The organism is Corallococcus macrosporus (genome assembly GCF_017302985.1).
In the GTDB taxonomy this organism is placed as follows: domain Bacteria; phylum Myxococcota; class Myxococcia; order Myxococcales; family Myxococcaceae; genus Corallococcus; species Corallococcus macrosporus_A.
In genome coordinates, this window is sequence record NZ_JAFIMU010000003.1 from 39,607 (window position 1) to 59,701 (window position 20,095).

22 protein-coding genes are annotated in these 20,095 nt (G+C 69.2%); 5 read left to right on the top strand and 17 right to left on the bottom strand.

Translation table 11 applies throughout. The annotated features are described in order from the left end of the window. Positions 1-26: 26 nt before the first annotated feature. From JYK02_RS04930 to JYK02_RS04945, 4 genes are all read right to left on the bottom strand, one after another. The gene (locus tag JYK02_RS04930; RefSeq protein WP_207048723.1) at positions 27-815 is read right to left on the bottom strand and encodes a hypothetical protein; all 789 of its coding nucleotides are present in this window, start codon (positions 813-815) and stop codon (positions 27-29) included. A 97-nt stretch (positions 816-912) separates the two neighbouring features. Continuing rightward, positions 913-2,031 carry a Hint domain-containing protein gene (locus tag JYK02_RS04935; RefSeq protein ID WP_207048724.1) on the bottom strand — a complete coding sequence of 373 codons (1,119 nt, stop codon included), beginning with the start codon at positions 2,029-2,031 and terminating at the stop codon, positions 913-915. Between the two features lie 54 nt (positions 2,032-2,085). Next, the gene (locus tag JYK02_RS04940; protein WP_207048725.1) at positions 2,086-3,180 is read right to left on the bottom strand and encodes a Hint domain-containing protein; all 1,095 of its coding nucleotides are present in this window, start codon (positions 3,178-3,180) and stop codon (positions 2,086-2,088) included. A 95-nt stretch (positions 3,181-3,275) separates the two neighbouring features. Further along, on the bottom strand, positions 3,276-5,390 hold the full coding sequence (locus JYK02_RS04945) for a hypothetical protein (RefSeq protein ID WP_207048726.1): 2,115 nt from the start codon (positions 5,388-5,390) through the stop codon (positions 3,276-3,278). 310 nt (positions 5,391-5,700) lie between these two features. Between JYK02_RS04945 and JYK02_RS40340 the strand changes: the two genes are divergently transcribed. Beyond that, the gene (locus JYK02_RS40340; protein WP_277991261.1) at positions 5,701-5,835 is read left to right on the top strand and encodes a hypothetical protein; all 135 of its coding nucleotides are present in this window, start codon (positions 5,701-5,703) and stop codon (positions 5,833-5,835) included. Between the two features lie 6 nt (positions 5,836-5,841). Here JYK02_RS40340 and JYK02_RS04950 read toward each other — a convergent pair whose 3' ends face one another. Next, the gene (locus tag JYK02_RS04950) at positions 5,842-6,762 is read right to left on the bottom strand and encodes a hypothetical protein (protein WP_207048727.1); all 921 of its coding nucleotides are present in this window, start codon (positions 6,760-6,762) and stop codon (positions 5,842-5,844) included. 97 nt (positions 6,763-6,859) lie between these two features. Between JYK02_RS04950 and JYK02_RS04955 the strand changes: the two genes are divergently transcribed. Beyond that, the gene (locus JYK02_RS04955) at positions 6,860-7,690 is read left to right on the top strand and encodes a HEAT repeat domain-containing protein (protein WP_207048728.1); all 831 of its coding nucleotides are present in this window, start codon (positions 6,860-6,862) and stop codon (positions 7,688-7,690) included. Between the two features lie 87 nt (positions 7,691-7,777). Here the strand turns inward: JYK02_RS04955 and JYK02_RS04960 are convergent, their stop codons facing one another. From JYK02_RS04960 to JYK02_RS04970, 3 genes are all read right to left on the bottom strand, one after another. Then, positions 7,778-8,290: a hypothetical protein gene (locus tag JYK02_RS04960; protein ID WP_207048729.1), complete on the bottom strand. Its 513-nt coding sequence runs from the start codon at positions 8,288-8,290 to the stop codon at positions 7,778-7,780. A 158-nt stretch (positions 8,291-8,448) separates the two neighbouring features. Then, complete coding sequence (locus tag JYK02_RS04965) at positions 8,449-8,841, bottom strand: hypothetical protein (protein ID WP_207048730.1); 393 nt, start codon at positions 8,839-8,841, stop codon at positions 8,449-8,451. Positions 8,842-8,885: 44 nt separating this feature from the next. Continuing rightward, complete coding sequence (locus tag JYK02_RS04970) at positions 8,886-9,092, bottom strand: hypothetical protein (RefSeq protein WP_207048731.1); 207 nt, start codon at positions 9,090-9,092, stop codon at positions 8,886-8,888. 217 nt (positions 9,093-9,309) lie between these two features. Between JYK02_RS04970 and JYK02_RS04975 the strand changes: the two genes are divergently transcribed. Next, positions 9,310-10,131: a TIGR02452 family protein gene (locus tag JYK02_RS04975; RefSeq protein ID WP_207048732.1), complete on the top strand. Its 822-nt coding sequence runs from the start codon at positions 9,310-9,312 to the stop codon at positions 10,129-10,131. A 10-nt stretch (positions 10,132-10,141) separates the two neighbouring features. Here the strand turns inward: JYK02_RS04975 and JYK02_RS04980 are convergent, their stop codons facing one another. Both JYK02_RS04980 and JYK02_RS04985 read right to left on the bottom strand, forming a co-directional pair. Continuing rightward, positions 10,142-10,483, bottom strand: coding sequence for a hypothetical protein (locus JYK02_RS04980; RefSeq protein ID WP_207048733.1), 342 nt, complete (start codon positions 10,481-10,483; stop codon positions 10,142-10,144). Further along, on the bottom strand, positions 10,480-11,307 hold the full coding sequence (locus tag JYK02_RS04985; protein ID WP_277991263.1) for a DUF2092 domain-containing protein: 828 nt from the start codon (positions 11,305-11,307) through the stop codon (positions 10,480-10,482). Before JYK02_RS04985 ends, JYK02_RS04980 begins: the two co-directional genes overlap by 4 nt. A 691-nt stretch (positions 11,308-11,998) precedes the next feature. Here JYK02_RS04985 and JYK02_RS04990 point away from each other — a divergent pair. Next, positions 11,999-12,763: a hypothetical protein gene (locus JYK02_RS04990; RefSeq protein ID WP_207048735.1), complete on the top strand. Its 765-nt coding sequence runs from the start codon at positions 11,999-12,001 to the stop codon at positions 12,761-12,763. Here the strand turns inward: JYK02_RS04990 and JYK02_RS04995 are convergent, their stop codons facing one another. The 7 genes from JYK02_RS04995 to JYK02_RS05025 all read right to left on the bottom strand — a co-directional run bounded on the left by JYK02_RS04995 (position 12,764) and on the right by JYK02_RS05025 (position 18,177). Next, positions 12,764-13,885 (bottom strand): sterol desaturase family protein, encoded by a 1,122-nt coding sequence (locus JYK02_RS04995; protein WP_207048736.1) that lies wholly within the window; start codon positions 13,883-13,885, stop codon positions 12,764-12,766. It lies immediately after the preceding gene. An 83-nt stretch (positions 13,886-13,968) separates the two neighbouring features. Next, complete coding sequence (locus JYK02_RS05000) at positions 13,969-14,793, bottom strand: hypothetical protein (RefSeq protein WP_207048737.1); 825 nt, start codon at positions 14,791-14,793, stop codon at positions 13,969-13,971. A gap of 14 nt (positions 14,794-14,807) precedes the next feature. Continuing rightward, positions 14,808-15,092 (bottom strand): hypothetical protein, encoded by a 285-nt coding sequence (locus JYK02_RS05005; RefSeq protein WP_207048738.1) that lies wholly within the window; start codon positions 15,090-15,092, stop codon positions 14,808-14,810. Between the two features lie 145 nt (positions 15,093-15,237). Further along, the gene (locus JYK02_RS05010) at positions 15,238-15,597 is read right to left on the bottom strand and encodes a hypothetical protein (RefSeq protein ID WP_207048739.1); all 360 of its coding nucleotides are present in this window, start codon (positions 15,595-15,597) and stop codon (positions 15,238-15,240) included. A gap of 19 nt (positions 15,598-15,616) precedes the next feature. After that, positions 15,617-15,841: a hypothetical protein gene (locus JYK02_RS05015; RefSeq protein ID WP_207048740.1), complete on the bottom strand. Its 225-nt coding sequence runs from the start codon at positions 15,839-15,841 to the stop codon at positions 15,617-15,619. Between the two features lie 81 nt (positions 15,842-15,922). Continuing rightward, positions 15,923-17,287, bottom strand: a complete 1,365-nt coding sequence (locus JYK02_RS05020) for a hypothetical protein (RefSeq protein WP_207048741.1) — start codon at positions 17,285-17,287, stop codon at positions 15,923-15,925. Positions 17,288-17,301: 14 nt separating this feature from the next. Beyond that, complete coding sequence (locus tag JYK02_RS05025; RefSeq protein ID WP_207048742.1) at positions 17,302-18,177, bottom strand: YybH family protein; 876 nt, start codon at positions 18,175-18,177, stop codon at positions 17,302-17,304. A gap of 95 nt (positions 18,178-18,272) precedes the next feature. On the opposite strand from JYK02_RS05025, the gene JYK02_RS05030 reads away from it, so the two are divergent. After that, the gene (locus JYK02_RS05030) at positions 18,273-20,093 is read left to right on the top strand and encodes a DHHA1 domain-containing protein (RefSeq protein WP_207048743.1); all 1,821 of its coding nucleotides are present in this window, start codon (positions 18,273-18,275) and stop codon (positions 20,091-20,093) included. The last annotated feature ends 2 nt before the right edge of the window (positions 20,094-20,095 follow it).

Consider the following 20,095-nt stretch of genomic DNA (forward strand, 5'->3'; position numbering starts at 1 on the left):
AAGACACGGGATGCGGGAGCGGGGCCTCAAGGCGCGGCGGAGTTGCGGGCCTGGGCCTGCATCTCCAGGCGGATCTGCTCCTCCTGGGTGCGGCGGCGCTGCTCCTCCTGCGCCATCCACCCGGTGAGCTTCTCCATGTTGGTGCCCCGGGCGCGCTCACCCAACGCGAGCGCCCGCTGCATGTCGTGCTCCGCCAGCAGGCGGTACATCTCCATCTTCCCGCCCGCGAGCATGTAGCGGCGCTCGGTGTCCTGGGCGCCGAAGATGTTCTGCTGGAGGATGATGTCCTCGGCGTGCGCGAGCAGCTGGTCGCGCTGGGGGTTGTCCTTCCACGCGAGCGCGGCCTTGAAGTAGTCCACCTCCATCAGCCGCTCGTACTGCTCCTGGGGCTGCACCTCGCCGCGGCCTGGATCCTTCAGGCGGTCGGCCATGGTCTTCATCATCTCCGGCCCGGAGAGCAGCTTGCGGTACTCGTCGCGGCCCTGCGCGTCGAGCAGCACGTGCTTGTGGTAGTGCATGAACAGCCCCAGCGGCTTGTTGTCCTCCAGCGCCTGGGCGATCAGCTCCTTGGGCATCAGCGGAGGGCGCTCGGTGCCAGGGGGCGGTGCCTCCGCCTCGAGCAGGGGAGGCGCCTTCTCACGGGGACGCGGCGGGATGGGGGCCGCCGCGGCGGGCGGGGCGGCGGGCGGGCGCGGGGCCTCGGCCACGGGGGCGGCTTCAGGCGCGGGCGCTTCCTCTCCCGTCCAGAGCCAGACGCCTCCCACGACCGCCAGCAGGGCCAACCCCAGGACCATCCACGAACGGCTGCGCTTCATGGTGCTCTCCTCCCAACCAAGACATCCAGGACCAGCGGGCCCGGGGCCCACGACGGGCCCCGGGCGGACTGCGTGTGACGGGGGACGCTTCCGGGCGCTACTGGGGGAGCGCTTCGGCGGGGATGCCGCGGTACAGGATGATGCGGTTCATGTACTCGACGTCGTCGTTCTGGAAGCGGGCGGAGCCGACGAGGAAGCCCTGCGCGACGAGGACGTTGGAGACGGGGTCGCGCGCTTCCGGCTTGAGGTTGTAGACCTTGCCGGAGTGGGTGCCCTGCTCCACGGAGACGATGGCGTCCGGCGTGCCATCCGCGCGCAGCAGCTCATCCCCCACCTTGAGCGTCTGGGCCTGCACCATCCGGCCCTCGCGGTTGAGGACGGGGTGCTCGTTGGTGACGCGCAGCTCACCGCCAGACGCGGTGCGCAGGTTGAAGATGATGTGCTCGCTGTCCCGGGTCTCGGACGTGTAGCTGTACACCTTGCCCTGGGCGAGCTGGGGCGCGTCCAGCGTGGAGTCGGGGCTCAGCGTGACGACGTCCTCGCGGCCCTGCTTCATGGCCTCCAGGATGTTCGCGTCGCCGCCGCTGAACAGCACGCGCTGATCCGGCGTGTAGCAGGAGGACTCGCAGTAGGCGACGACGAAGAAGCTGCTGCTGTTGGGCACCGGCGTCCCCGTGCCCGCCGGGTTGCTGTAGAGGCGGCAGTCGTCGGGGTTGGTGGGGTGCGGGAAGAGCTGCGTGCCCGTGCCCACGGAGGCGACGTTCTCGAAGGTGGGGTACAGGGGCCTGGGCCGGGTGGCCGTGTGGGACCACTTGAAGTAGTTGGCCGTCGCGCCGGTGGTCTCCTGCGACACGGTGTAGAGCGGCGTCGCGTCGAAGGTGCCCCACGCGTGGTAGAAGTTGACGTTCCACTGGAACGCGCTTCCGGAGAAGGACTTGTCACCCAGCGGGTTCACCGCGGTGTTGACCTCCTTGTAGTCCTTGGCGAACTGGAAGGTCGAATCGAACGCGCGCGAGGACAGGAACCACGCCTCGGGGTTGAGGACGTTGCGGATGAGCCCGCACTTGCGCGCCCGCTCGATGCGGATGGCGGCCTGCGCGGGCGTGAGGCTGTCGGTGCTGCAACGCCACTCCTGCAAAGGCTCGGCTTGCGCCGCCAGCGGGAAGAGGGACAGTGCCGCCAGCGCGGCGAGGGGACGTGAAAGGGATGAGGTCATCCTGCTTGCTCCTTGGGTGTTCAGGGACACGGCCAGACAACAGACACCGGGGCGCTACTGCGGCAACACGTCGGCGGGGACGCCGCGGTACAGCAGGACGCGGTTCATGTATTCGATGTCGTCGTTCTGGAAGCGGGCGGAGCCGACGAGGAAGCCCTGGGCGACGAGGATGTTGGAGACGGGGTCACGCGCCTCCGGCTTGAGGTTGTAGACCTTGCCGAAGTGGGTGCTCTTCTCCACGGAGACGATGGCGTCCGGCGTGCCGTCCTGGCGCAGGAGCTCATCCCCCACCTTGAGCGTCTGGGCCTGCACCAGCCGGCCCTCGCGGGTGACGACGGGGTGCTCGTTGGTGACCTTCAGCTCGCCGCCGGACGCGGTGCGCAGGTGGTAGAGCAGGTGCTCGCTGTCCCGGGTCTCGGACGTGTAGCTGTACACCTTGCCCTGGGTGAGCTGGAGGTCATCCAGCGTGGCATTGGCGCCCAGGGTGATGACGTCCTCGCGGCCCTGCTTCATGGCCTCCACGAGGTTCTTCTCCCCGTCGCTGAACAGCACGCGCTGGTCCGGCGCGTAGCAGGACGACTCGCAGTAGGCGATGACGTAGAAGTTGGAGGGCCAGACGGTGGTGCCCGCCGCGTCCGCGTAAAGGTTGCAGTCGTTCAGCGTGGGGTGCGGAAAGAGCTGCGTGCCGCTGCCGGCCACCGGGCTGTTCTCGAAGGAGGGGTAGAGCGTGCGGGGGCGGGTGCTGGTGTGCGTCCACTTGAAGTAGTTCGCCGTGGGGCCGGTCGTCTCCGGGGCCACCGTGTACATGGGCGTGTTGGCGTACTTCGAGAACGCGTAATAGTAATTGACGTTGTACTGGTTGAGGTTGCCCGTCCAGGCGCGGTTGGTGTTGAACTCCTTGTATTCCTTGGCCCAGTCGAAGTTCGTGTCGAAGGCCTTGCCCGACAGGAACCACGCGTTCGGGCCCGCCGGGTTGAGGTTCTGGGTGAGGCCGCACTTGCGGGCCCACTCGATGCGCGCCTGGGCCTGCTCCGGGGTGAGGCTGTCGACGCTGCAACGCCATTCCTGCATGGGTTCAGCGACCGCGGCGGCGGGCAGGAGGGTGAGGACCGCGACCTTCAGGAAGGGGGAAGGGGAAGGCTTGCGCATGTGGGACCCATCGCGTGAGCGGTTGAAGGGAACAGCGGAGCTGGGAGGAAGGAGGCCCCCCTGGCAGGGGGGCCGGTGACGCGTCGCTGGGAGGGCTACTTCACCTTCGCCATGACGACGCCGGGGTTGCGGTTCTCCGTCCAGACGACGTGGCCGCCGCCCGCGGAGATGCTGTTGATGCTGAAGGCCGCGGCGAAGGTGGCCACCGGTGCTCCGCCCGCCAGGGGGAAGGCCAGCACGTTGCCGGGGTTCAGGTTCTCCGCCACCCAGAGGCGCACGCCGTCACTGGCCAGGCCGGTGATGGAGGGCCGCGAGGTGAACACGCCGAGGGCGCCGCCGCCCTTGGGCATGCGCTGCACGTCGTTGCCCTCCTGCCAGAAGAGGTGGGTGCCATCCACGGTGAGCAGGCCCGTGACACCCGGGCGGCCGCTGACGAGCGTGGTGGGGGCGCCGCCCGCCACGGGCAGGGACAGGATGGAGCCGCCCTGGGTGACGAACAGGCTGGTGCCGTCGGTGGCGATGCCGCCCAGGCCCGTGAGGCCCGTGGCGAGCGTGGACACCGCGCCGCCGTTGACGGAGACCTTGAGGATGGAGCCCGCGGCTTCTGTCCAGTACACGTTGACGCCATCCGTCGCGACGGCGATGGGGTCCGGGCGGTTGAAGGCGAGGACGCTCTCGCCGCCGCTGTCGAGCGAGGCCTTCATCACCACGCCGGTGCCGCGGCGCTCCACCCAGTAGCCGAAGCGGCCATCCGTGGCGGAGCCGGAGAGGTCGAACCGGGAGACGGGGGTGAGCGGGTGGTCCGCGTTGAGGAAGTCCTCCATCACCTGCTTGCGGAAGGGGATGAAGGTGTTGGCGAGCGCGCTGGACACGACGAAGCGGGTGCCTTCAGGCCCCGTCTGGGTGCTCTCCGTGCTGTGCACGAAGGACGCCGAGTTCGGGAAGGAGATGCCGCCGCCCATGGCGCCGCCGCTGCTGCGGTCATGGCAGCCGCCGCAGGACAGGGCCTGGGCGCGGGCGACGATCTGGTTCGGCGTGAGCGGGCTGCCCAGCCGGGTGAGCTCCGCCTGGATGTCGTTGCGGAAGGTGCTGGCGCCGCTGCCGAACTGGGCCGCGTAGTCATCCTCGACACCGAAGGACTGCGCGTCGCTCTGGGCGGCGTTGAACTGATCCGGAACCGAGTAGTTGAACGTGTTGACGTTGTTGACCGCCAGCTCCTCCACCTGGGTGATGAAGTGCGCGCGGAAGCTGGGGGCCAGCGCATGCGTGGAGGCCGGGTTGAAGAGCCGGCCCGCCGGGTTGGCCTTCACCGTCACGGGGGCGAACTTCAGGGTGCACACCCCGCCCGGGCACTGGCGCTGGATCTTGAACTCCTTCAGCATCCACGGCCCGTTGATGAACATGTTGACGCGCACCTGACCGATGCCCGCCGGGTTGAAGCCGTAGTTGTTGATGTGGATGACCGGCGAGAAGCCCGGCAGGCCGGTGAAGTAGAAGTCGCGCACGGCGATGGCGCGGTTGGCCAGCGTCTTCGTGCTCAGGTCGCGCCAGAAGGACTGGACGGGACGGCAGCCATCGATACCCAGGTCCGGACGGGGATTGGGAAGGGCGGCCTCGAAGATGATGAAGTTGCGTCCGCCGCCTCCGCCTGTCTTGCCAAAGACGACGCGATACTCACCACAGTCGGCGCCGGAGGTGGGGGCCAGGTCAAAGCGGTTGTAGATGCCGATGGCGGAGTAGGAGCCGATGTTGGTGAGGCTGGTGGGGACCGCCTGCGCGCCCTCCTGGGGACGGCAGCCATTGGGGAAGCCGTTGAGCAGGTTGCCACTGTCCGTGCAGTGCGCGCCCGGCTGCAGGTCCGCCTGCCCGGGCGACGGCGTCTGCGTGTCCCAGAGCTGGCGGAAGAGCTGGGTGCTGTTGAGCCCCGTGCCCCCGTTCTGCGCGGCCAGCTGGTTGAGGACGCCGGACAGGGTGAAGTTGGCCAGGATGGCCGTCTCGGTCAGCACCACCGACTTGCGGGCATCCACCGTCTGGGGCGTCACCGAGCCCAGTGCCTGCGACTGTCGCCGGCTCGTGACACCCATTTCACCACGGTCGGAGATGGGATCCCGGCCCGCCGCCGCCGGGGCCTCATCCGGCCCCTCGGCCTGACAACCCGCGCACAACATGGCTCCGGCCGCGAGCGCGGCCTTGAGAGAGTGCTTCAGCATGTGGGGATTCCTTCCGGGCGGACGGGTGCCGCTAGAGCAGGGGATGCCTGTCTTTGACCCGGAATGTAACTATTGACTCACTCACAGTGAAAGTCAAACACGGCCAAACGATTTGCTCGCAAAGCTTTTAACGCGGCTCGTGCTGTGCTCGCCGCTTGATCCAGTCCGGCAGAATTCCAGCGGATTGCGGAGATAAGACTGTTTTTGAGGATTCCTTTTTGCGGGATCCGGATCCTGGTGCGTTGTGTTGAGGCGCAGAATCCGCCTGTGACTTCGGGCGTCGGCGTGTATCGAGTTGCGTCATGAGCTCGTGACACGTCAGAGGGCATGCCAGCCGGTGCACACCGTGCAGCCCGCTTCACACGAAGAGGGGGCTATCGTCCTGACCGTGAAGCTCCCCGTGCTGCTGGGCAACCACACCGTCTTCTCCAACTTCCATCTGTGAGCAGGGTCAGGGTGCCTTGACGTAACCCGAGACCTTCGGGTTGCAGGCGCTCACTTTCTTCAGCGCGGCCTCGGCTGCCTTCTTCTCCGGGAGGAGCTTCGTCACGATGAACAGCCCCGGGGTCAGGCGTTTGAACGAGGTGCTCTCGAGGACCAGGAAGTCGTTCGTACAGAGCTTCTCCGACTGTGTGTCTTCACGGTAGGCGATGGCCTCCCGGACCGTCTTGAAGCTTCCGATGATGGCCGCGTGGCGCTCGGGCCGCCGCTCCTTCACCACCTTCTGGGCCGTGGCATCCCAGCGATAGGCCTGGAGCTTCCACTGGTCGGGCTCGCCGCTGTCGGCATCGGCGGAGAGAAACACATACTCCCTGAAGAAGCCTTCGACCGGTGAGTCTGGCGTCAGCGGATACGGGCTGACGGAGGACTGCTCCGGACCCGCGAAGTTCTCATCCCCCTTCCAGGCTTCCGCCACGCCCCCATCCTTGACGACATAGAGGCGGTGCCGGCGATGGACGTGCTCGAACCCGCTCTCCTGGGTGACGAGGAGCCCCCACGCGTCAGCCGTGAGCCGGACCGGCTGGACGGAGGTCGTGACGTTGCGCTCCTCCTCGCCGGAGGTCCAGCGCTCGGAGGACGCGGTTCCTGAGGGGGCCTGCTGAATCCCGTGAGCCATGCCGTCGGGAAGCCTCGCCTTGCGCTTCCCCTCCGCGCCTTCGCTCAGCTCGAGCTCCAGCTTGCAGGTGTCGCTCGCCTTGCGGCAGCCCGTGGCGCGCAGGACATACATCGCGTCGGTCGTTTCACTCGCCTTGAAGCGCTTGAGCTCGAGCCCGTCCTGCGCCGGAGGCGCGGCGCTGACCGTCCGGGGCGTGGCTGCGACCAGAAGCGCGATGAGCACCGAACCCCGCGCGGACCGACTTTCAAAGCGCATCTTCACTGCCTCCATGTTTCGGCCCTTCCTGTTGGCCACACTCTAGTCCGCGCAGGTATCCGGCCGGGCACGAGTGTCCAGCGCTACGCTGCCCGGCATGGACTCCCCGCCCGAAGCCGACCTCTCCACCGACGAGCTCTTCGCCCGCACGCTCCAGGGGGATGAGGAGGACGCGGGCGCGTGGCGCGCCATCTGGCAGTTGCACCACCGCGGTGGCGAGGACGTCTTCCAGCGCGCCGCGGCCTGGCTCCAGTCCTCCTCCGCGAAGGAGCGGGGCCGCGGCGCGAACGTCCTTGCACAGCTGGACTTCCGGAACCGGTCTCCGGAGCTCGTCGCACGCTTCACGGACGCACTCCTGCCGGCGCTCGCGAAGGAGCAGGATGCCGCGGTGCTGGAGGCCATGGCCGCTGCCCTGGGCCACCTGGGGGACCCCCGCGCGGTCCCCGCGCTCCTTCCCCTGAAGGACCACCCGGACGCGCACGTCCGCTTCGGCGTCGTCATGGGGCTGTCGGGGCACCGGGATGCCCAGGCGCTCCAGGCCTTGATTCATCTCTCCCGTGACTTCGACGAGACCGTGCGCGAGTGGGCCACGTTCACGCTCGGCTCCCAGGCGCGCGAGGTGGACACGCTGGAGCTGCGCGAGGCCCTGGTGGAGCGGCTCTCCGAGGACCACCCGAAGATTCGCGGAGAGGCGCTGCTGGGCCTGGCCTTGCGCAAGGACGCGCGTGCCCTGGAGCCGCTGCGGCGCGTGCTGGAGGAGGGCGTGGTGACCACGCTGGACGTGGAGGCGGCCCAGGCGCTGGAGGATGTCTCACTGCTCCCCCCGCTCCGGGAGCTCCGCGAGTCTGTCAATGAAGAGGACGACGACCCCGAGTTCCGCGCGGTCCTCTTCGAGGCCATCCACGTCCTGGAGTCGCTGTCTCGGTGACGCAACAGGCCGAATAGCAGGAATTCATTATAAATCTGTAAATATTGGATTCCCTGGCCATGCGGCGCGCCGCTTTTGACGGCTGTATCAAGGGACTCCATCCGCCAACTCCAACAGCGCGTCGAACAGGGGGGCATCGATGCGGTGTGCGGTCTGCGAATGCTGACCGGCGCGCAGCCCCGGCCACGCGCCGGCCAGTTGATGCGTCATCAGGAGGGTCGTGCCGCCCGCGTGCTCAAGGGCGAGCGCGCCCACCAGGCCACGGCCGTGCTGCAGGTTCGTGCGCAGGACCCGCAGCGTTCCGTTGGAGTGGGCTCCCAGCACCTGGCCAGAAGCATCTCGCAGGACCAGTTCCCGCGCGGAGCGCTCCAGGTGCAGCAGCGGCACCTTGCAGTACGTGGATCCCGGCGCGTCGACCTTCAGGATCAGCAGCATCAGGTTCACCATCCCGATGCCGAAGCCGGTCGCGACCAACAGCGCCACGAACCACGGCAGGCTGAAGCCCGGCCACGAAAACCACGCTACCGATGCCGCGGAGAGCACCACGGCCGGAGGCGCCGTCCATGCCACCAGCGCCAGCACGAAGCTCCGGGTGCTCACCTTCCACAGGGTGACCTCTTCCAGGGCCCGCCCCTTGCTCCGGCCGCTTCGGTCCGGAATGCGCTCGCGTGTCGAATCCATCCCCCCAGGATGGACGAATCCCGCCCCAAGGCGAAGCCCCCGCTTCGCCTCGGGCCTGCTTCAGCGGCGCGGCGGCGCTAGTAGTTGAGCCAGCGGTAGCCCGTGGACGCCGAGCCCGAGCACAGCAGGGAGTTCGGCTGGTGGCTCGTGGCGTTGCAGCACTCCTTCGTCGCGCCCGGAGTGGTGCACCGCAGGTTCACGTACAGGCTGCACGACGGCAGTCCGGCACACGTGGACGGGCACGCGGTCAGCACGCCGTCACACGTGACGCCCTGGTAGTCGGTCGAAGAGCAGGTGGCCCCGGTACAGGAGACCGAAGTTCCCCCCGAGCAGGCCGCCGTACAGGTGCCGAACTGGGACACCGTGCGCGCTTCGGCCTCGGGAGCCATCGTGTCCTCAAGGGCCGGGCCTCCGCACCCCAGGAGGGAAATACCAACCAACGTCACCATCGCCGCGAGAGAGAGCTTCATGGGAGACTCCTGGAGGATTTTCGAGATGAAAGCGGCGAACTGTTTCAGTAGCAGGCGCACTCGTTCCGGCTGGGGCAGAAGCCATAGGAGAAACCCATCTCGATGCATGACGCGATGCAGGCATCACAGGTGTACGCCTGCGGCCCCACCGGTGCTGGCGTGGACAGGGCCTGCGTGGCCGTGAATGAGAAGGCAGCGGCCGCGACGACGGCGAGCAAGGTCTGTCCGGCACTCTTCGCAATGCGAATCATGACAACCTCCTGGAGGGGCTGACACCCGTTCGGAATACCGCGGCAAGAGCTGCGGCCTGAAAACGGTAGCCCTGCAGGGAAAAGCCGTCAAAGCGGTACAGCCCGGGCCTGTCTCCAGGTGTTCGAAGGCGTGTCAGGTCCGGGTTCCAGTCTTCGTGTGTTGTGGACACGAAGGCTGCCGGGTCCATCCCGGGAGCCGCCAGCCAGGGAGGGGGCCATGTCGCTGAAGGGAATCGCGCAGGAGACCGTCGGAATCGTGGAGCAGGGCGAGTACGTGGCACCGTCCGGGAGGCCCGTGCGGTTCCGGGAGCAGGTGGAGCACGCCCTGCGCGGGACGCGGCTCTACCGGCCCGGTGACTTCGAGCGGCTGCCCCGGCCCGAGCCTCGCGTGGAAGGCGCCGCGCTTCGCATCGAGGTGACGCCGGAGAAGACCGGCGCCGCGTCGCGCCGGTGCGTGGAGGCGGAAGGAGTGACGGACGTCGTCGCGCTCAACTTCGCGTCCGCGAAGAACCCGGGCGGCGGCTTCCTGGGCGGAGCGAAGGCGCAGGAGGAGGACCTGGCGCGCTGCTCGGCGCTCTACCCGTGCCTGCTCACGCAGCGCGAGTACTACGACGCCAACCGTGCGCAGTCCTCGCCGCTGTACACGGACCACGTCATCTACTCACCCCAGGTGCCGTTCTTCCGGGACGAGGGCCTCACGCTGCTGGAGAAACCCTTCCGCGTGTCCGTCATCACCGCGCCCGCGCCCAACGCCGGTTCAGCCGCGCGGAACGCACCGCACCTGCTGCCCCGCATGCGGGAGGTGCTGCAAGCGCGGGCGGTGAAGGTGCTCCAGGTGGCGGCGCACCACGGGCACCGCACGCTGGTGCTGGGAGCGTGGGGCTGTGGCGCCTTCCGCAACCAGCCGCACGACGCGGCGGAGGCCTTCGCCAGCGCCCTGGACGCCTTCCCCGGCGTCTTCGAGCGCGTGGTGTTCGCGGTGTGGGAGCGGGGAGGGGACGGCCCCAACCTGCGGGCCTTCCGCGAGCGGTTCGCCTGACGCGCCGGGGCTACTCGACGACGTACACGAGGCTCTCCCCCTGGTAGTAGGGGCGGTAGCGGACGCCGCCGCACTGCTGGTAGGTGATGCCGCCCGCCACGCTGGCCACGCATCCCGCGGGGAGCGCCGTGACGGTCTGCGCGCCCGCGGGCACCGCCACCACGGCCGTGCTCGTGCCGCCGTAATAGGCGTCGTGACGGGCGGCCGTGCGTCGCGAGGTGCGCCGCGCCACCCGGCGCGACGTGCCGTAATTCTGGGCCAGGGCCACCTCCGGGAGCATCTCACCCAGGAAGAAGAGTCCCAGCATCATCGCCGCCGCCCGCTGGCGGGACCTGCGCGCGAGCATCCTCATTTCGAGCCTCCTTGCTGCGCCCCGCCCTGCGAGTCGGGTGCGAGGAACGACACGCGCATCGCATCGCGCGGGGGCGTGAACTGGAACTGGTCCTGGGTGAGCTGGGGCGACAGGTTCCACTCGGACAGGCTCACCGAGTACTGCGGCGCTCCTGGCAGGTCCCTGGAGGTGATGACGTACTTGCGCGGCAGGGGCCGCGGGCCGTCCTCGACCCACAATTCCCAGTCCACGCCGTCGCTGTTGCGGAACGCCAGGTGGTGCACGGCCACGCCGTCCACCATGGAGCCGCCGAGATAGCGCCCCGAGCACACGTCCTCGGTGAGGGCGGCGTAGGGGTTGCTGACGAGGAGGTCCGCCCCGGGTGCATCCAACCCGAGCTTTTGTGAGGCCATGTCCAGCGTGGCATCCACCGTGGTGGGGGCTGGCGTCGTCGCATAGGCATTGGCGCGCTCGCCATGGAGGGTGAGCTGCCGGCCGTCGTAGAAGAGGTGGAGCCTGGCCAGGTCTCCGGTGCGGTCCACGCGGAGCCGGTTGGGCCGCTGCAGGCGCACGTCACCCGAGCGCTGCAGCTGGATCTTCTGCCCCGAGTCGAGCACCTCATCGAGCGTCCCCTGGGTGCGGACGGAGAACTCGCGCTGCGCGGACAGGAAGTCGCTCATCTGGCGCAGGATGCGCTGCGCCTGGGGATCGATTCGAGCGTCGGACCCGGTGGAGGCCTTCGCCTGCTGCGCGGCTCCAAGCAGGGGTGTCGCTCCGAGGAGCAGGGCGAGCAGGGGCCCCCACCACCTCTTCCATGATCCTCCGCTGCTACCTGTGTCTGTCATGAGCACCTCCTGGGGCGCGAGAGGCGCCCCGGACGCCGGGCGGCTTCGCCGCACGCCTTCGACCGTTGCCCCAGGACGTTGGGCGTGGGGTCACCCGGCACAAAGACTCACCGGCTCGACCGCCGAACTGGCTGGTGGCTGGCGGAAGGCCGCCGCCGCGCACAGCATCGGTGTCAGGAGCGGAGGGCCCGGCAGGCTGGCTGTCCGGGAGGAGGCAATCGCTGGGGCAGGGGAGGTGGCGCGGCGGCTACAGGGGGCCCGAGCAGTTGCTGGTGTGAGCGCCCGGCGGGCACCAGTAGTTGGTGATGTTCAGCTCGGCCTTCGTGCCGGTGCGCGCGTCGCAGGCGCTGGTGCTGAACAGGCCAAAGGGCAGATTGATGCCGTAGGAATCCTGCTCCGTCCGGCAACGCGCATAGAGGACGCATTCGTCATCACAGAGTGGAGCGCACGGCCCGTGCTGGGGCCACAGCCCGTGAAGGCCAGGGAGAAGGTGAGGGCGGCCAGCTTGGACTTGAACGTCATGGGACTGTCTCCGTGAGGGACCACGAAAAGGCGTCCACAAATCCGTGGCGGCATGACGCCCGTGTCGTGAGTCCAAGGGCCGGGGGGTGGCAGAGAGCCTGTCTCCCTGGGACGGCCCTCTCAGGCATGGTGATTGCTCAGGCAGCCACCACCTCAAGGGGGAAGAGCCATGCCGCGTTTCATCTGCCTGATCATGCTGTTGTGGTGGGTCGTCCCTCCGTCATTCGCTCGGGCCGAGGAGCCAGGGACGGCATCGCCCGAGACCTCATCCCAGGACTGGTTCGAGAATCCCACCCGCACCCGCAGCCTCGTGGGGCCCACCGCGCTCCCGCTGCATGCGGGAGAGGGCTACATCGGTCAGCAGGCCTTCCTCATCACCGCCGCGGAGGTAGGCCTCTCCGAGCGCGTGTCCCTGAACGCGGCTTCGGTCATCCCCATCGTCGCGCTGGCGCGGGGCTTCAGCGACGTGCCCTTCAGCCTGCTGGCGGGCATCAAGGTGACGTTCCCGTTGACGGAGCGCCTGCATCTGGCGTTTGGCGCGCAGGGCGGCACCTTCGACAGCGACCTGGGAGGCTTGAACGTCGTCAATGGCGTCGCGGCCTACGGCGTCCTCACCTATGGAACGGGCGACGCCTACGTGTCTCTGACGGTCCAGCCCATCTTCACCTGGGGAAGCATGGACGAATCCGGGAGCGCGATGGTGCTGCCCATGCTGGGAGGCTTCATCCGCCTGGGCAGGCATTGGGGCCTCGCGGCGGATGTCGCGCTGTCACCGGTCGAGGGCATCAGCGCGCCGTTTGCCTTCGCGACCGCGGGCGGACGGCTCCTGGGGCAGCATTGGTCCGTGGACCTGGGCGTCCTCGCCGGGAAGCAATTGCATGACTCCACGCTTGCCGTGGTCCCCGGCGCCTCGTTCCTGTTTCACTGGCGCTGACTATCCGTAGGGGGTCTCCTTGTGGCGCTGGAACGGGTACGCCAGCTGCCCCAGGTAGGTCTCCGGCGGCTGGAACTTCGTGGTCCCGTAGTTCGAGGGCCAGTGGGCCGGCATGTGCGCCGTGCCGAAGATGACGTCGATGAACGACAGGAAGACGGCGAAGTTCTTGTCGATGCCTTCGTCGTCCGAGGTGTGGTGCCAGTGGTGGAACTCCGGCGTCGCGAAGATCCAGCGCAGGTACGGCCAGCGGTGGTTGACGTTGGCGTGGATGTACACCGCGTGGAAGGACACGAAGACGAGGTAGCCGTAGATGGCGGACGGGTGGAAGCCCAGGAGGAACACCGGCACGAAGCCCGCGAAGCGGTTGACCAGGGTGTCCACCAGGTGGCTGCGCGAGCTGGCCAGCCAGTCCATCTGCAGCGGCGAGTGGTGGATGGCGTGGAAGTTCCACATCCACCCGAAGGTGTGGAAGGCCCGGTGCACCCAGTAGCTCACCAGGTCGATGACCAGCAGGATTTCAAAGAACTGCAGCCAGATGGGCTGCGCGGCCACGTGCGCCTGGAAGTCCAGCTTCACGGCCCAGGACAGGAACACCTGCACGGGGATGAGCACCGCGAAGGAGATGAGCTGCACGCCCACGTGGCTGACGAAGAAGTGCTTGAGGTCGGTCTGCCAGCCCTTGCGGAAGATCTTCTGCTCGTGCAGCCCCCACAGCCGCTCCATGGGGATGAACACCAGCCCGAGCACCAGCAGGTCCAACGCGAAGAAGTCCAGGCCCGCGCTCATCGCGCGCGGCGTGTGCGTCAGGGGCTCCGCCTCGCTGCCGCCCAAGAGCAGCGCCACCATCGCCAGCACCATGGCGATGCCGCCGTGCGCCTTGGAGCGCAGGGTCAGCACGCTGAAGGTGCCCAGCAGGAAGGTGGCGACGATGGACACCTGGAGGATGCCTCGGAAGACCTCCAGGTGCTCCACGTAGAAGGCCCGCCCGTCGTTGGACACGAGCACGTGGGGGAACAGGAAGCAGAACTCCGCGATGACGCAGAGCACGCCCAACAGCCCGCCCGTGACACCGGCGCGCTTGCCCAGGTCGATGCGCCGGGCGGGAGCAAGAAGGATTTCCAAGGAGGACCGTCCAGAAGGAATGCGGCGGGGCACGACTCTACACCACCCGGGCGGTGGAGCAGGGACGCCCCCCTGGAGGGCGCTCAGGGAACGCGGATGCCGTGGCGCAGGAGCGGCGCCCGCACCTGCGTCTCCGCCGTCTCCTGGCTCACCGTGACGTAGTCCCGGGACTCCATCCAGCCCAGCTCCGTCACGTGCTCCAGCAGGAAGCCCTCGCTCGTGACGCCGTCCTTCGTGGTGCTGCGAAGCTTCTCCCAGAGCGGGGCCTGCGCCTCCAGGGCCTCGCGCGCCACGCGCCCCAGCCGGTCCTTCTCCGCGGCGTCCAGGTCCGGGGCAAGCCAGTCCAGGTAGAGGTAGCCCAGCCGTCCGTGAAGGGCCTCCTCCTGGACCAGGGTCGTGAGCACCGCGCGCGTCAGCGGATGGGCCGTCGCGCGCAGACAGCCGGACAGGAGCGCGAAGGAGAGCGTCTCCCCCACGCAGCACACCCGCACGATGAGCTCGCTGGCGCGCTGGAGCCAGGTGAGCGACGGGTCGAACGCCACGGCGAAGGCTCCGGGCGAATAGGACAGCCGGGTCCCGCCCCCCAGCCGCATCGCCATCCGGGCGCAGAGCTCCACGTGGTGGATCTCCTCCGCGGGGAAGCGCGCCGCCAGGCTCCACAGGTCCAGGGGCACGCGTGCCTCGCCCATCACCTGGACCAGCTGTCCCATCACCGTCGCGCTGCCGAACTCGTTGAGCGCCCGCAGCGTCCACGAGTACCGCGCCCGCTCCAGCAGCGCCGCCGGGTAGCGCGACGGCTCCAGCGAGTCCCACGGATAGCGTTCCGCCACGTGGCCCGACGCCCGCTCATGCAGCGTCAGCGCGGGGCCGTCCGTCAGGTCCAATTCGAAGAGCGCCTCGGTGCTCATGGCGGACGCCCCCTTCACGGTTGCTGGGGCAGACCCGCGTCCGTCCCCGCGTCGGTGCCCGCGTCCTCTGGGAAGTTGTCGGTGCCATTGGACGGATTGCAATCATCGTCAATCAGGCCCCCGTCGTAGACACACGGCGCGGGATTGGTCGTCAGCAATGAATCGCACGCGACCATCGAGAAGGCCGCGCTCGCGGCGGTGGCGGCCAGCAGCACCCGGCCCCGGCGACGTCCCGGAGGGGCGGACTCCAAAGGCAGGGAAGGGGACGACACACCGGGCTTCGGGGGGAAATCGCTCATGGCTTCCTCGCGGTTCGCCGGCCCGACAGCTCGCGCGGCACCCTATCCCGGGTGATGTGGAACTGTCACGCACCGGGGCCTCTCCGCGTAAGCGGGGCGGCGGGTGACGGCACCGGCTTCGCCACCCGCCCTCCTCAAGCCCTGACTAGCAGAGGCCCGCCCAGCGGACGTAGCCGTAGCCGCCGATGCAGGTATAGGGCGGGGAGCAATAGAGCTGGCCGCGGACCCAGTTCTCGCCGTTCGACGAGAACACGGAGCTGTCGGTGTTGAAATGGTTGCCGTAGCTCATCACGAACACAATCGAGGAGGACGTGTTGGGCTGGCTGTAGATGCCAAGCTGGTCCCAGCAGACCGTGTAGACAGACTCCTGGTGGAGGCGGGGCTGCTCGGGGGTGGGCTGCTGCTCGGAGTCCGTGGAGACCTCCTCCTGGGACTCGACACCACAGCCCGTGCCGAGCAACGCGATACCGCCAGCCAGGGCCACAATCATTCGCAGGTTCATCATGGGGTGTCTTCTCCGTGAATCAGTACGCGTAGAAGCAGACGCAGTCGCCGTAGCAGCGCCCGTAGTCGAACCCGTCCTCGATGCAGTCATTGACACAGCTGCCGCCGTGGGACCCCACGCAGGCGAGGGACTGGGACTGCTCGGAGGGGCTGGAGGAGGCGGCGACGGTGGTGCCGAACGACGCGGCCGCGCCGACGGCGACGGCGAGGAGCAGCTTTCCAAACTTCTTCACGGAGGGGCTCATGGTGACCTCGAAGCAGGGGGACAGCGGCGCGAGACGATAGCCGATGCCACGGTGCTTCTGGAGCAGGGGGCCCGTGCGCCTTCAGCGGGCGCGGACGACGGCCAGCGTGGTGAGGCTGCCCCCCTGGGCCAGGTTGAGCATGCTGGAGTCGGACTGGCGCACCAGGAAGCCCTCCTGCCGGCCGTGCTCCCAGAGGAAGGGGTTCAGGTCCGAGTTCAGCGACTGCTGGCGCACCCCGCCCCCGTCGAACACCGGGAACGCCTGCGGCTGCATGGGAACGCGCTCCTGCACCACCCAGGCCTCCCCCAATGCCCGCTGGAGCGTGGCCTTCCACGTGTCCGCGTCCGTCCGCCAGCCCAGCGTGACGCCGTTGCCGCCGAACTCGTTGACGGGCTTGAGCACCAGGTGTTCGCGGTGCTCCGCGATCCAGGGCACCAGGTCCACGCTCGCGCCGTCGCGCGACGTGTGCTCCTCGCGCACCAGGCGCGTCCACGGCAGGTGCCGCTGGAGGAGCGTGCCGCGCTCCGCGTCGAAGGCGCCCTCGTCCGCCATGCGGCTCATGACCGCGAAGAGCGCCTTGGTGCGCAGGATGACCGAGCGGAACAGCCCGTTGAGGAACTGCGCCGCGCCGTCGGTGAGCGCGCGGGTGACCGGGTGGTCCGGGCCACAGCCGACCACGAAGCCCCCGAAGCCCACGGACGAGATGTACGTGACGACGTCCACCGGGAAGTCCCCCACGCGCAGCACGCCGCCCGCGTATGTCCAGTCGTCCTCGGACGTGACGATGCGCTGGCGCACGCCGTGCGCCTCCAGGTACTGCTGGTACGCCACCTCCTCGTCGGCGTCGTCCGGGCTGGCCGGACCGAACAGGGCCAACGTGGGCAGCCCCGAGCGGCCCCCCCTCGCCTGGAGCGCGCCGAGCGACCTCATCAGGTTGGGCGCGGTCGCCGGACGGGTGACCTCGTAGCGGCGGCCGAACGCCTCCATCACCGGCGCCACGTCGAAGGCCTGGCCCAGGTGGTGGGAGTTGATGGGGCCCCCAGGGTCGGGGTTGAACTCGATGAAGCGGATGACCCCGTCCGGCCCCAGGAAGCCATCCAGCCGACCCACGACGGCCTGGCCCGGGCGCAGGCCGTCCACCGGCACCAGCAGCTCCTCCCACCCCTGCGGCGCGAGTGACGCCAGGAAGGCCGGGTCCCGGGCTGCCCGGGCCGCCAGCTCCTCCAGCGTCTGGTACACCGCGAACGCGCCCCGGCGGATCTCCAGGTGCTGCTCTGGCGTCACGAAGAACGGCCGCAGCACGCGGTGGAGCCCCCGGCCGCCGTAGGTGATGCTGTTCTCCCGGGCGGTGCGCTCGAGCAGCTCGTGGGTGCGGCGCGCCAGGTCGCCCTGCTGGAGCAGATCGTCATGGAAGGCGATGGCGTCGGACAGGACGGTGGAGGACATGGCGCGACTTCCTTTCAGGGGCCCTGGGGGCCGGGGTTGGAGTTGCCGCCGTCGGTGACGTAGCGCCACTGGCCATCCGCCTGCCGGCGCCACACGGTGAGGTACTTCAAGAAGTCCTTCTTCGGCTGACCCTGCGCGTCCTTGCCCGTCCAGATGGCGCGGCCCACCGTGTACGCCAGGTCCCCGGACGCCGCCGCGTCGCCCAGCACCGGCTCCCAGCGCAGGTCGAGCTGCTCCAGCGTGAACGGCGCGTAGGCCCTGGCGATGGCGTCGTGGCCGTACAGGCCCGCGTCGCCCATCAGCATCACCGCGTCTTGCGCCGCCCAGGCCGTGAACGCCTGGCCCATGCCCTCCCGCACGGACCGCGCGGAGAAGGCGCGGTCCGCCGCCTTCGCCTCCTCCAGCACCGCGTCCTTCGACAGCGTGCGCGCCGCGGCCCCGGGCTCCGTGTTCGCTGGCGAGAAGCCCGCGGGCGGCATCATGGGCGCCGTGGCGGCGTTGCGCACCATGGCGGCCACGCGCCACTGGCCATCCGCCTGCTGCCTCCACACGCAGATGTAGCGTCCCACCGCCTTCCGCGTCGCCCCGTCCACGTCCACCGTCGCGGTGCCCACCGAATAGCCCAGCGTCCCGTCCGCGCTCACGTCCCAGCGCACCGGCTCCCACCGCGGCGTGCCGCCCTGCTCCAGCGGGTGCGCGGCCAGCCACGTCTGGATGGCCTGCCTTCCCCTCAGCGCGTACGCACCCTCCACCAGCATCACCGCGTCCTCCGCCAGGAAGTCCGCGAAGCCAGCCTCCGCGCTCGCGTCCGACATCGCCTGCTCCGCCTGCCGCAGCCCCGCACGCGCGTCCGACGCCGTGACCGGCGCACCCGCGAACATCCGGTTCATGGCTTCATTCCCTTTCCAGTCATGAAGACTCTGTGAATCACGTTCTGTGTGACTACCTTGATTCGCTCTGGGATACACGCAATCGTGACTCATTCATGAATCTCTACGACGCGCAGACTGTCGACTCGTGCACCTGGCCGGACACGCCCGAGGGCCAGAGGGCCCGGGACTTCATCGTGCCGCTGGTGAAACACGGCAGCACGGCGTACGTCACCGACCGGACCACCTTCCAGGTGCTGGCGCTGGACGCGCTGCGCCTGCCGCTGGCCGTCAACGACACGGAGTACGAGAACTCCGCGCTGCACTCCACCTTCTCTCGCTACATCACGCTGCAGATGACGGGGGTGACGGCGGAGGCGTTCGGCGCGGCGCGCGCGGCGGTGATGCGCGGCGCCATGCACTCGGTGGGGGCGCTGCTCAAGGCGGCGGGCATCAACAAGGTGGTGCTGGTGGACCACTGGCTGGTGCTGCGCAACGTCCACTCGCAGCCCACCGGTGAGCAGGTGGACCGCATCACCGCGTTCCTGGCGGAGCGGTTCCCACACCACGCCATCGTCTTCTGCGCGCTCAACCCGGCCGGTTACGCGCCGCTGCTCAACACGCTGGTGGAGCGGGGTTACGGGCTGCTCTACGCGGCGCACACGCGCATGACGCTGCCCCTGCAGGAGGTCAGCAAGCAGGTGCGGGAGAACCGGCGGCGCGACGCGCGGCTGCTGGAGGCGTCCGGCTACCGCGTGGTGGACGGGCGCGAGGTGCCGGACTGCGAGCCCCGGCTGGAGGAGCTCTACCGCGCGCTCAACGGCGGCAAGTACCACACCAACCTCCAGTTCACCCAGGAGTGGTACCGCTGGACGCTGCGCCAGGGACTGCTCACCTACAAGCTGGCGGTGAAGGACGGGCGGGTGGATGGCTTCTATGCCCACCACGTCAGCCAGGGCGTCCTCTTCTCCCCGCTGTTCGGCTACGACCTGGCGCTGCCGCAGGAGCTGGGGCTGTACCGGGGGCTGGTGTTCCAGCTCATGAACGACGCGCTGGACGTGGGCCTCACCATCGAGCTGGGGCCGGGCGCGGATCCGTTCAAGAGCATGCGCGGCTCCGTGCCGGTGCCCCGCTGGAGCGCCGTCTACACGCAGCACCTGGCCGGCCCGCGACGGCTCGCCTGGCGCGCGCTCCAGCGCTACGCCAACGACGCCGTGCGGCCGCCCACGATGGCCATGCTGCGCAAGGTGGACGGCGACGCGGTGGTGGGCTTCGGACCGCCCCACACGCCCCTGGCCTCGCCCCTGGGGCAGACGCCGCTGGAGGCGGCGCTCAAGGTGCGCGAGCAGCTGGACGCGCTGGAGGCGGCGCTCGACGCGGCGGCGAGGCTCGCTGGCGATGCGCGCCTCCAGGCCCTGGCCCCGCTGTCGCAGACGCTGCACAACTGGCCCCAGCCCATGTCGCGCGTGGTCGCGCTGCGCGAGCGGCTGACGAAGCTGGAGCAGGAGGCTCGCCGCAAGCCCGCCCGGCCCGCCGAGCCCCAGGGCCCCACCCCGGCGGAGCACGCACAGCAACTGCTGGCGTCCGCCACGCGCTGGGGCGACACCGCGCTGGTCGCCGCGCACCTGGGCGAAGCGCCCGCGCCGCACCTCAAGGCGCTGGTGGAGGCCCTGCGGGGCGCGGCCGGCAGCGTGGGCGTGGTGCTCACCGCCACGCGCGGCGACAAGGTGGTGCTGGTGACGGCCGCGAGCGCGGCGCTGCGCGGCCTGGGCCTGGACGCGGGGCAGCTCATGGCGGCGGCGGCGCCGTGCGTGGACGGCAAGGGGGGCGGCTCGCCGGAGGTGGCCTGGGGCGGGGGCGCGCGCACGGACGGTGTGGACGCGGCGCTGGACGCGGCGCGCAGCCGCGTGCGCACGCACCTGGGCGTCGAGGCCTGAGC

Coding starts and splice junctions, on each gene's coding strand:
- JYK02_RS04935 (WP_207048724.1), bottom strand. CDS start 2,031: ATGACCTCATCCCTTTCACGTCCCCTCGCCGCGCTGGCGGCACTGTCC.
- JYK02_RS04975 (WP_207048732.1), top strand. CDS start 9,310: ATGTCGCTGAAGGGAATCGCGCAGGAGACCGTCGGAATCGTGGAGCAG.
- JYK02_RS04930 (WP_207048723.1), bottom strand. CDS start 815: ATGAAGCGCAGCCGTTCGTGGATGGTCCTGGGGTTGGCCCTGCTGGCG.
- JYK02_RS04970 (WP_207048731.1), bottom strand. CDS start 9,092: ATGATTCGCATTGCGAAGAGTGCCGGACAGACCTTGCTCGCCGTCGTC.
- JYK02_RS04980 (WP_207048733.1), bottom strand. CDS start 10,483: ATGAGGATGCTCGCGCGCAGGTCCCGCCAGCGGGCGGCGGCGATGATG.
- JYK02_RS05010 (WP_207048739.1), bottom strand. CDS start 15,597: ATGATGAACCTGCGAATGATTGTGGCCCTGGCTGGCGGTATCGCGTTG.
- JYK02_RS04955 (WP_207048728.1), top strand. CDS start 6,860: ATGGACTCCCCGCCCGAAGCCGACCTCTCCACCGACGAGCTCTTCGCC.
- JYK02_RS04985 (WP_277991263.1), bottom strand. CDS start 11,307: ATGACAGACACAGGTAGCAGCGGAGGATCATGGAAGAGGTGGTGGGGG.
- JYK02_RS05020 (WP_207048741.1), bottom strand. CDS start 17,287: ATGTCCTCCACCGTCCTGTCCGACGCCATCGCCTTCCATGACGATCTG.
- JYK02_RS05025 (WP_207048742.1), bottom strand. CDS start 18,177: ATGAACCGGATGTTCGCGGGTGCGCCGGTCACGGCGTCGGACGCGCGT.
- JYK02_RS04950 (WP_207048727.1), bottom strand. CDS start 6,762: ATGCGCTTTGAAAGTCGGTCCGCGCGGGGTTCGGTGCTCATCGCGCTT.
- JYK02_RS04965 (WP_207048730.1), bottom strand. CDS start 8,841: ATGAAGCTCTCTCTCGCGGCGATGGTGACGTTGGTTGGTATTTCCCTC.
- JYK02_RS05000 (WP_207048737.1), bottom strand. CDS start 14,793: ATGAGCACCGAGGCGCTCTTCGAATTGGACCTGACGGACGGCCCCGCG.
- JYK02_RS05015 (WP_207048740.1), bottom strand. CDS start 15,841: ATGAGCCCCTCCGTGAAGAAGTTTGGAAAGCTGCTCCTCGCCGTCGCC.
- JYK02_RS05005 (WP_207048738.1), bottom strand. CDS start 15,092: ATGAGCGATTTCCCCCCGAAGCCCGGTGTGTCGTCCCCTTCCCTGCCT.
- JYK02_RS05030 (WP_207048743.1), top strand. CDS start 18,273: ATGAATCTCTACGACGCGCAGACTGTCGACTCGTGCACCTGGCCGGAC.
- JYK02_RS04945 (WP_207048726.1), bottom strand. CDS start 5,390: ATGCTGAAGCACTCTCTCAAGGCCGCGCTCGCGGCCGGAGCCATGTTG.
- JYK02_RS04990 (WP_207048735.1), top strand. CDS start 11,999: ATGCCGCGTTTCATCTGCCTGATCATGCTGTTGTGGTGGGTCGTCCCT.
- JYK02_RS04940 (WP_207048725.1), bottom strand. CDS start 3,180: ATGCGCAAGCCTTCCCCTTCCCCCTTCCTGAAGGTCGCGGTCCTCACC.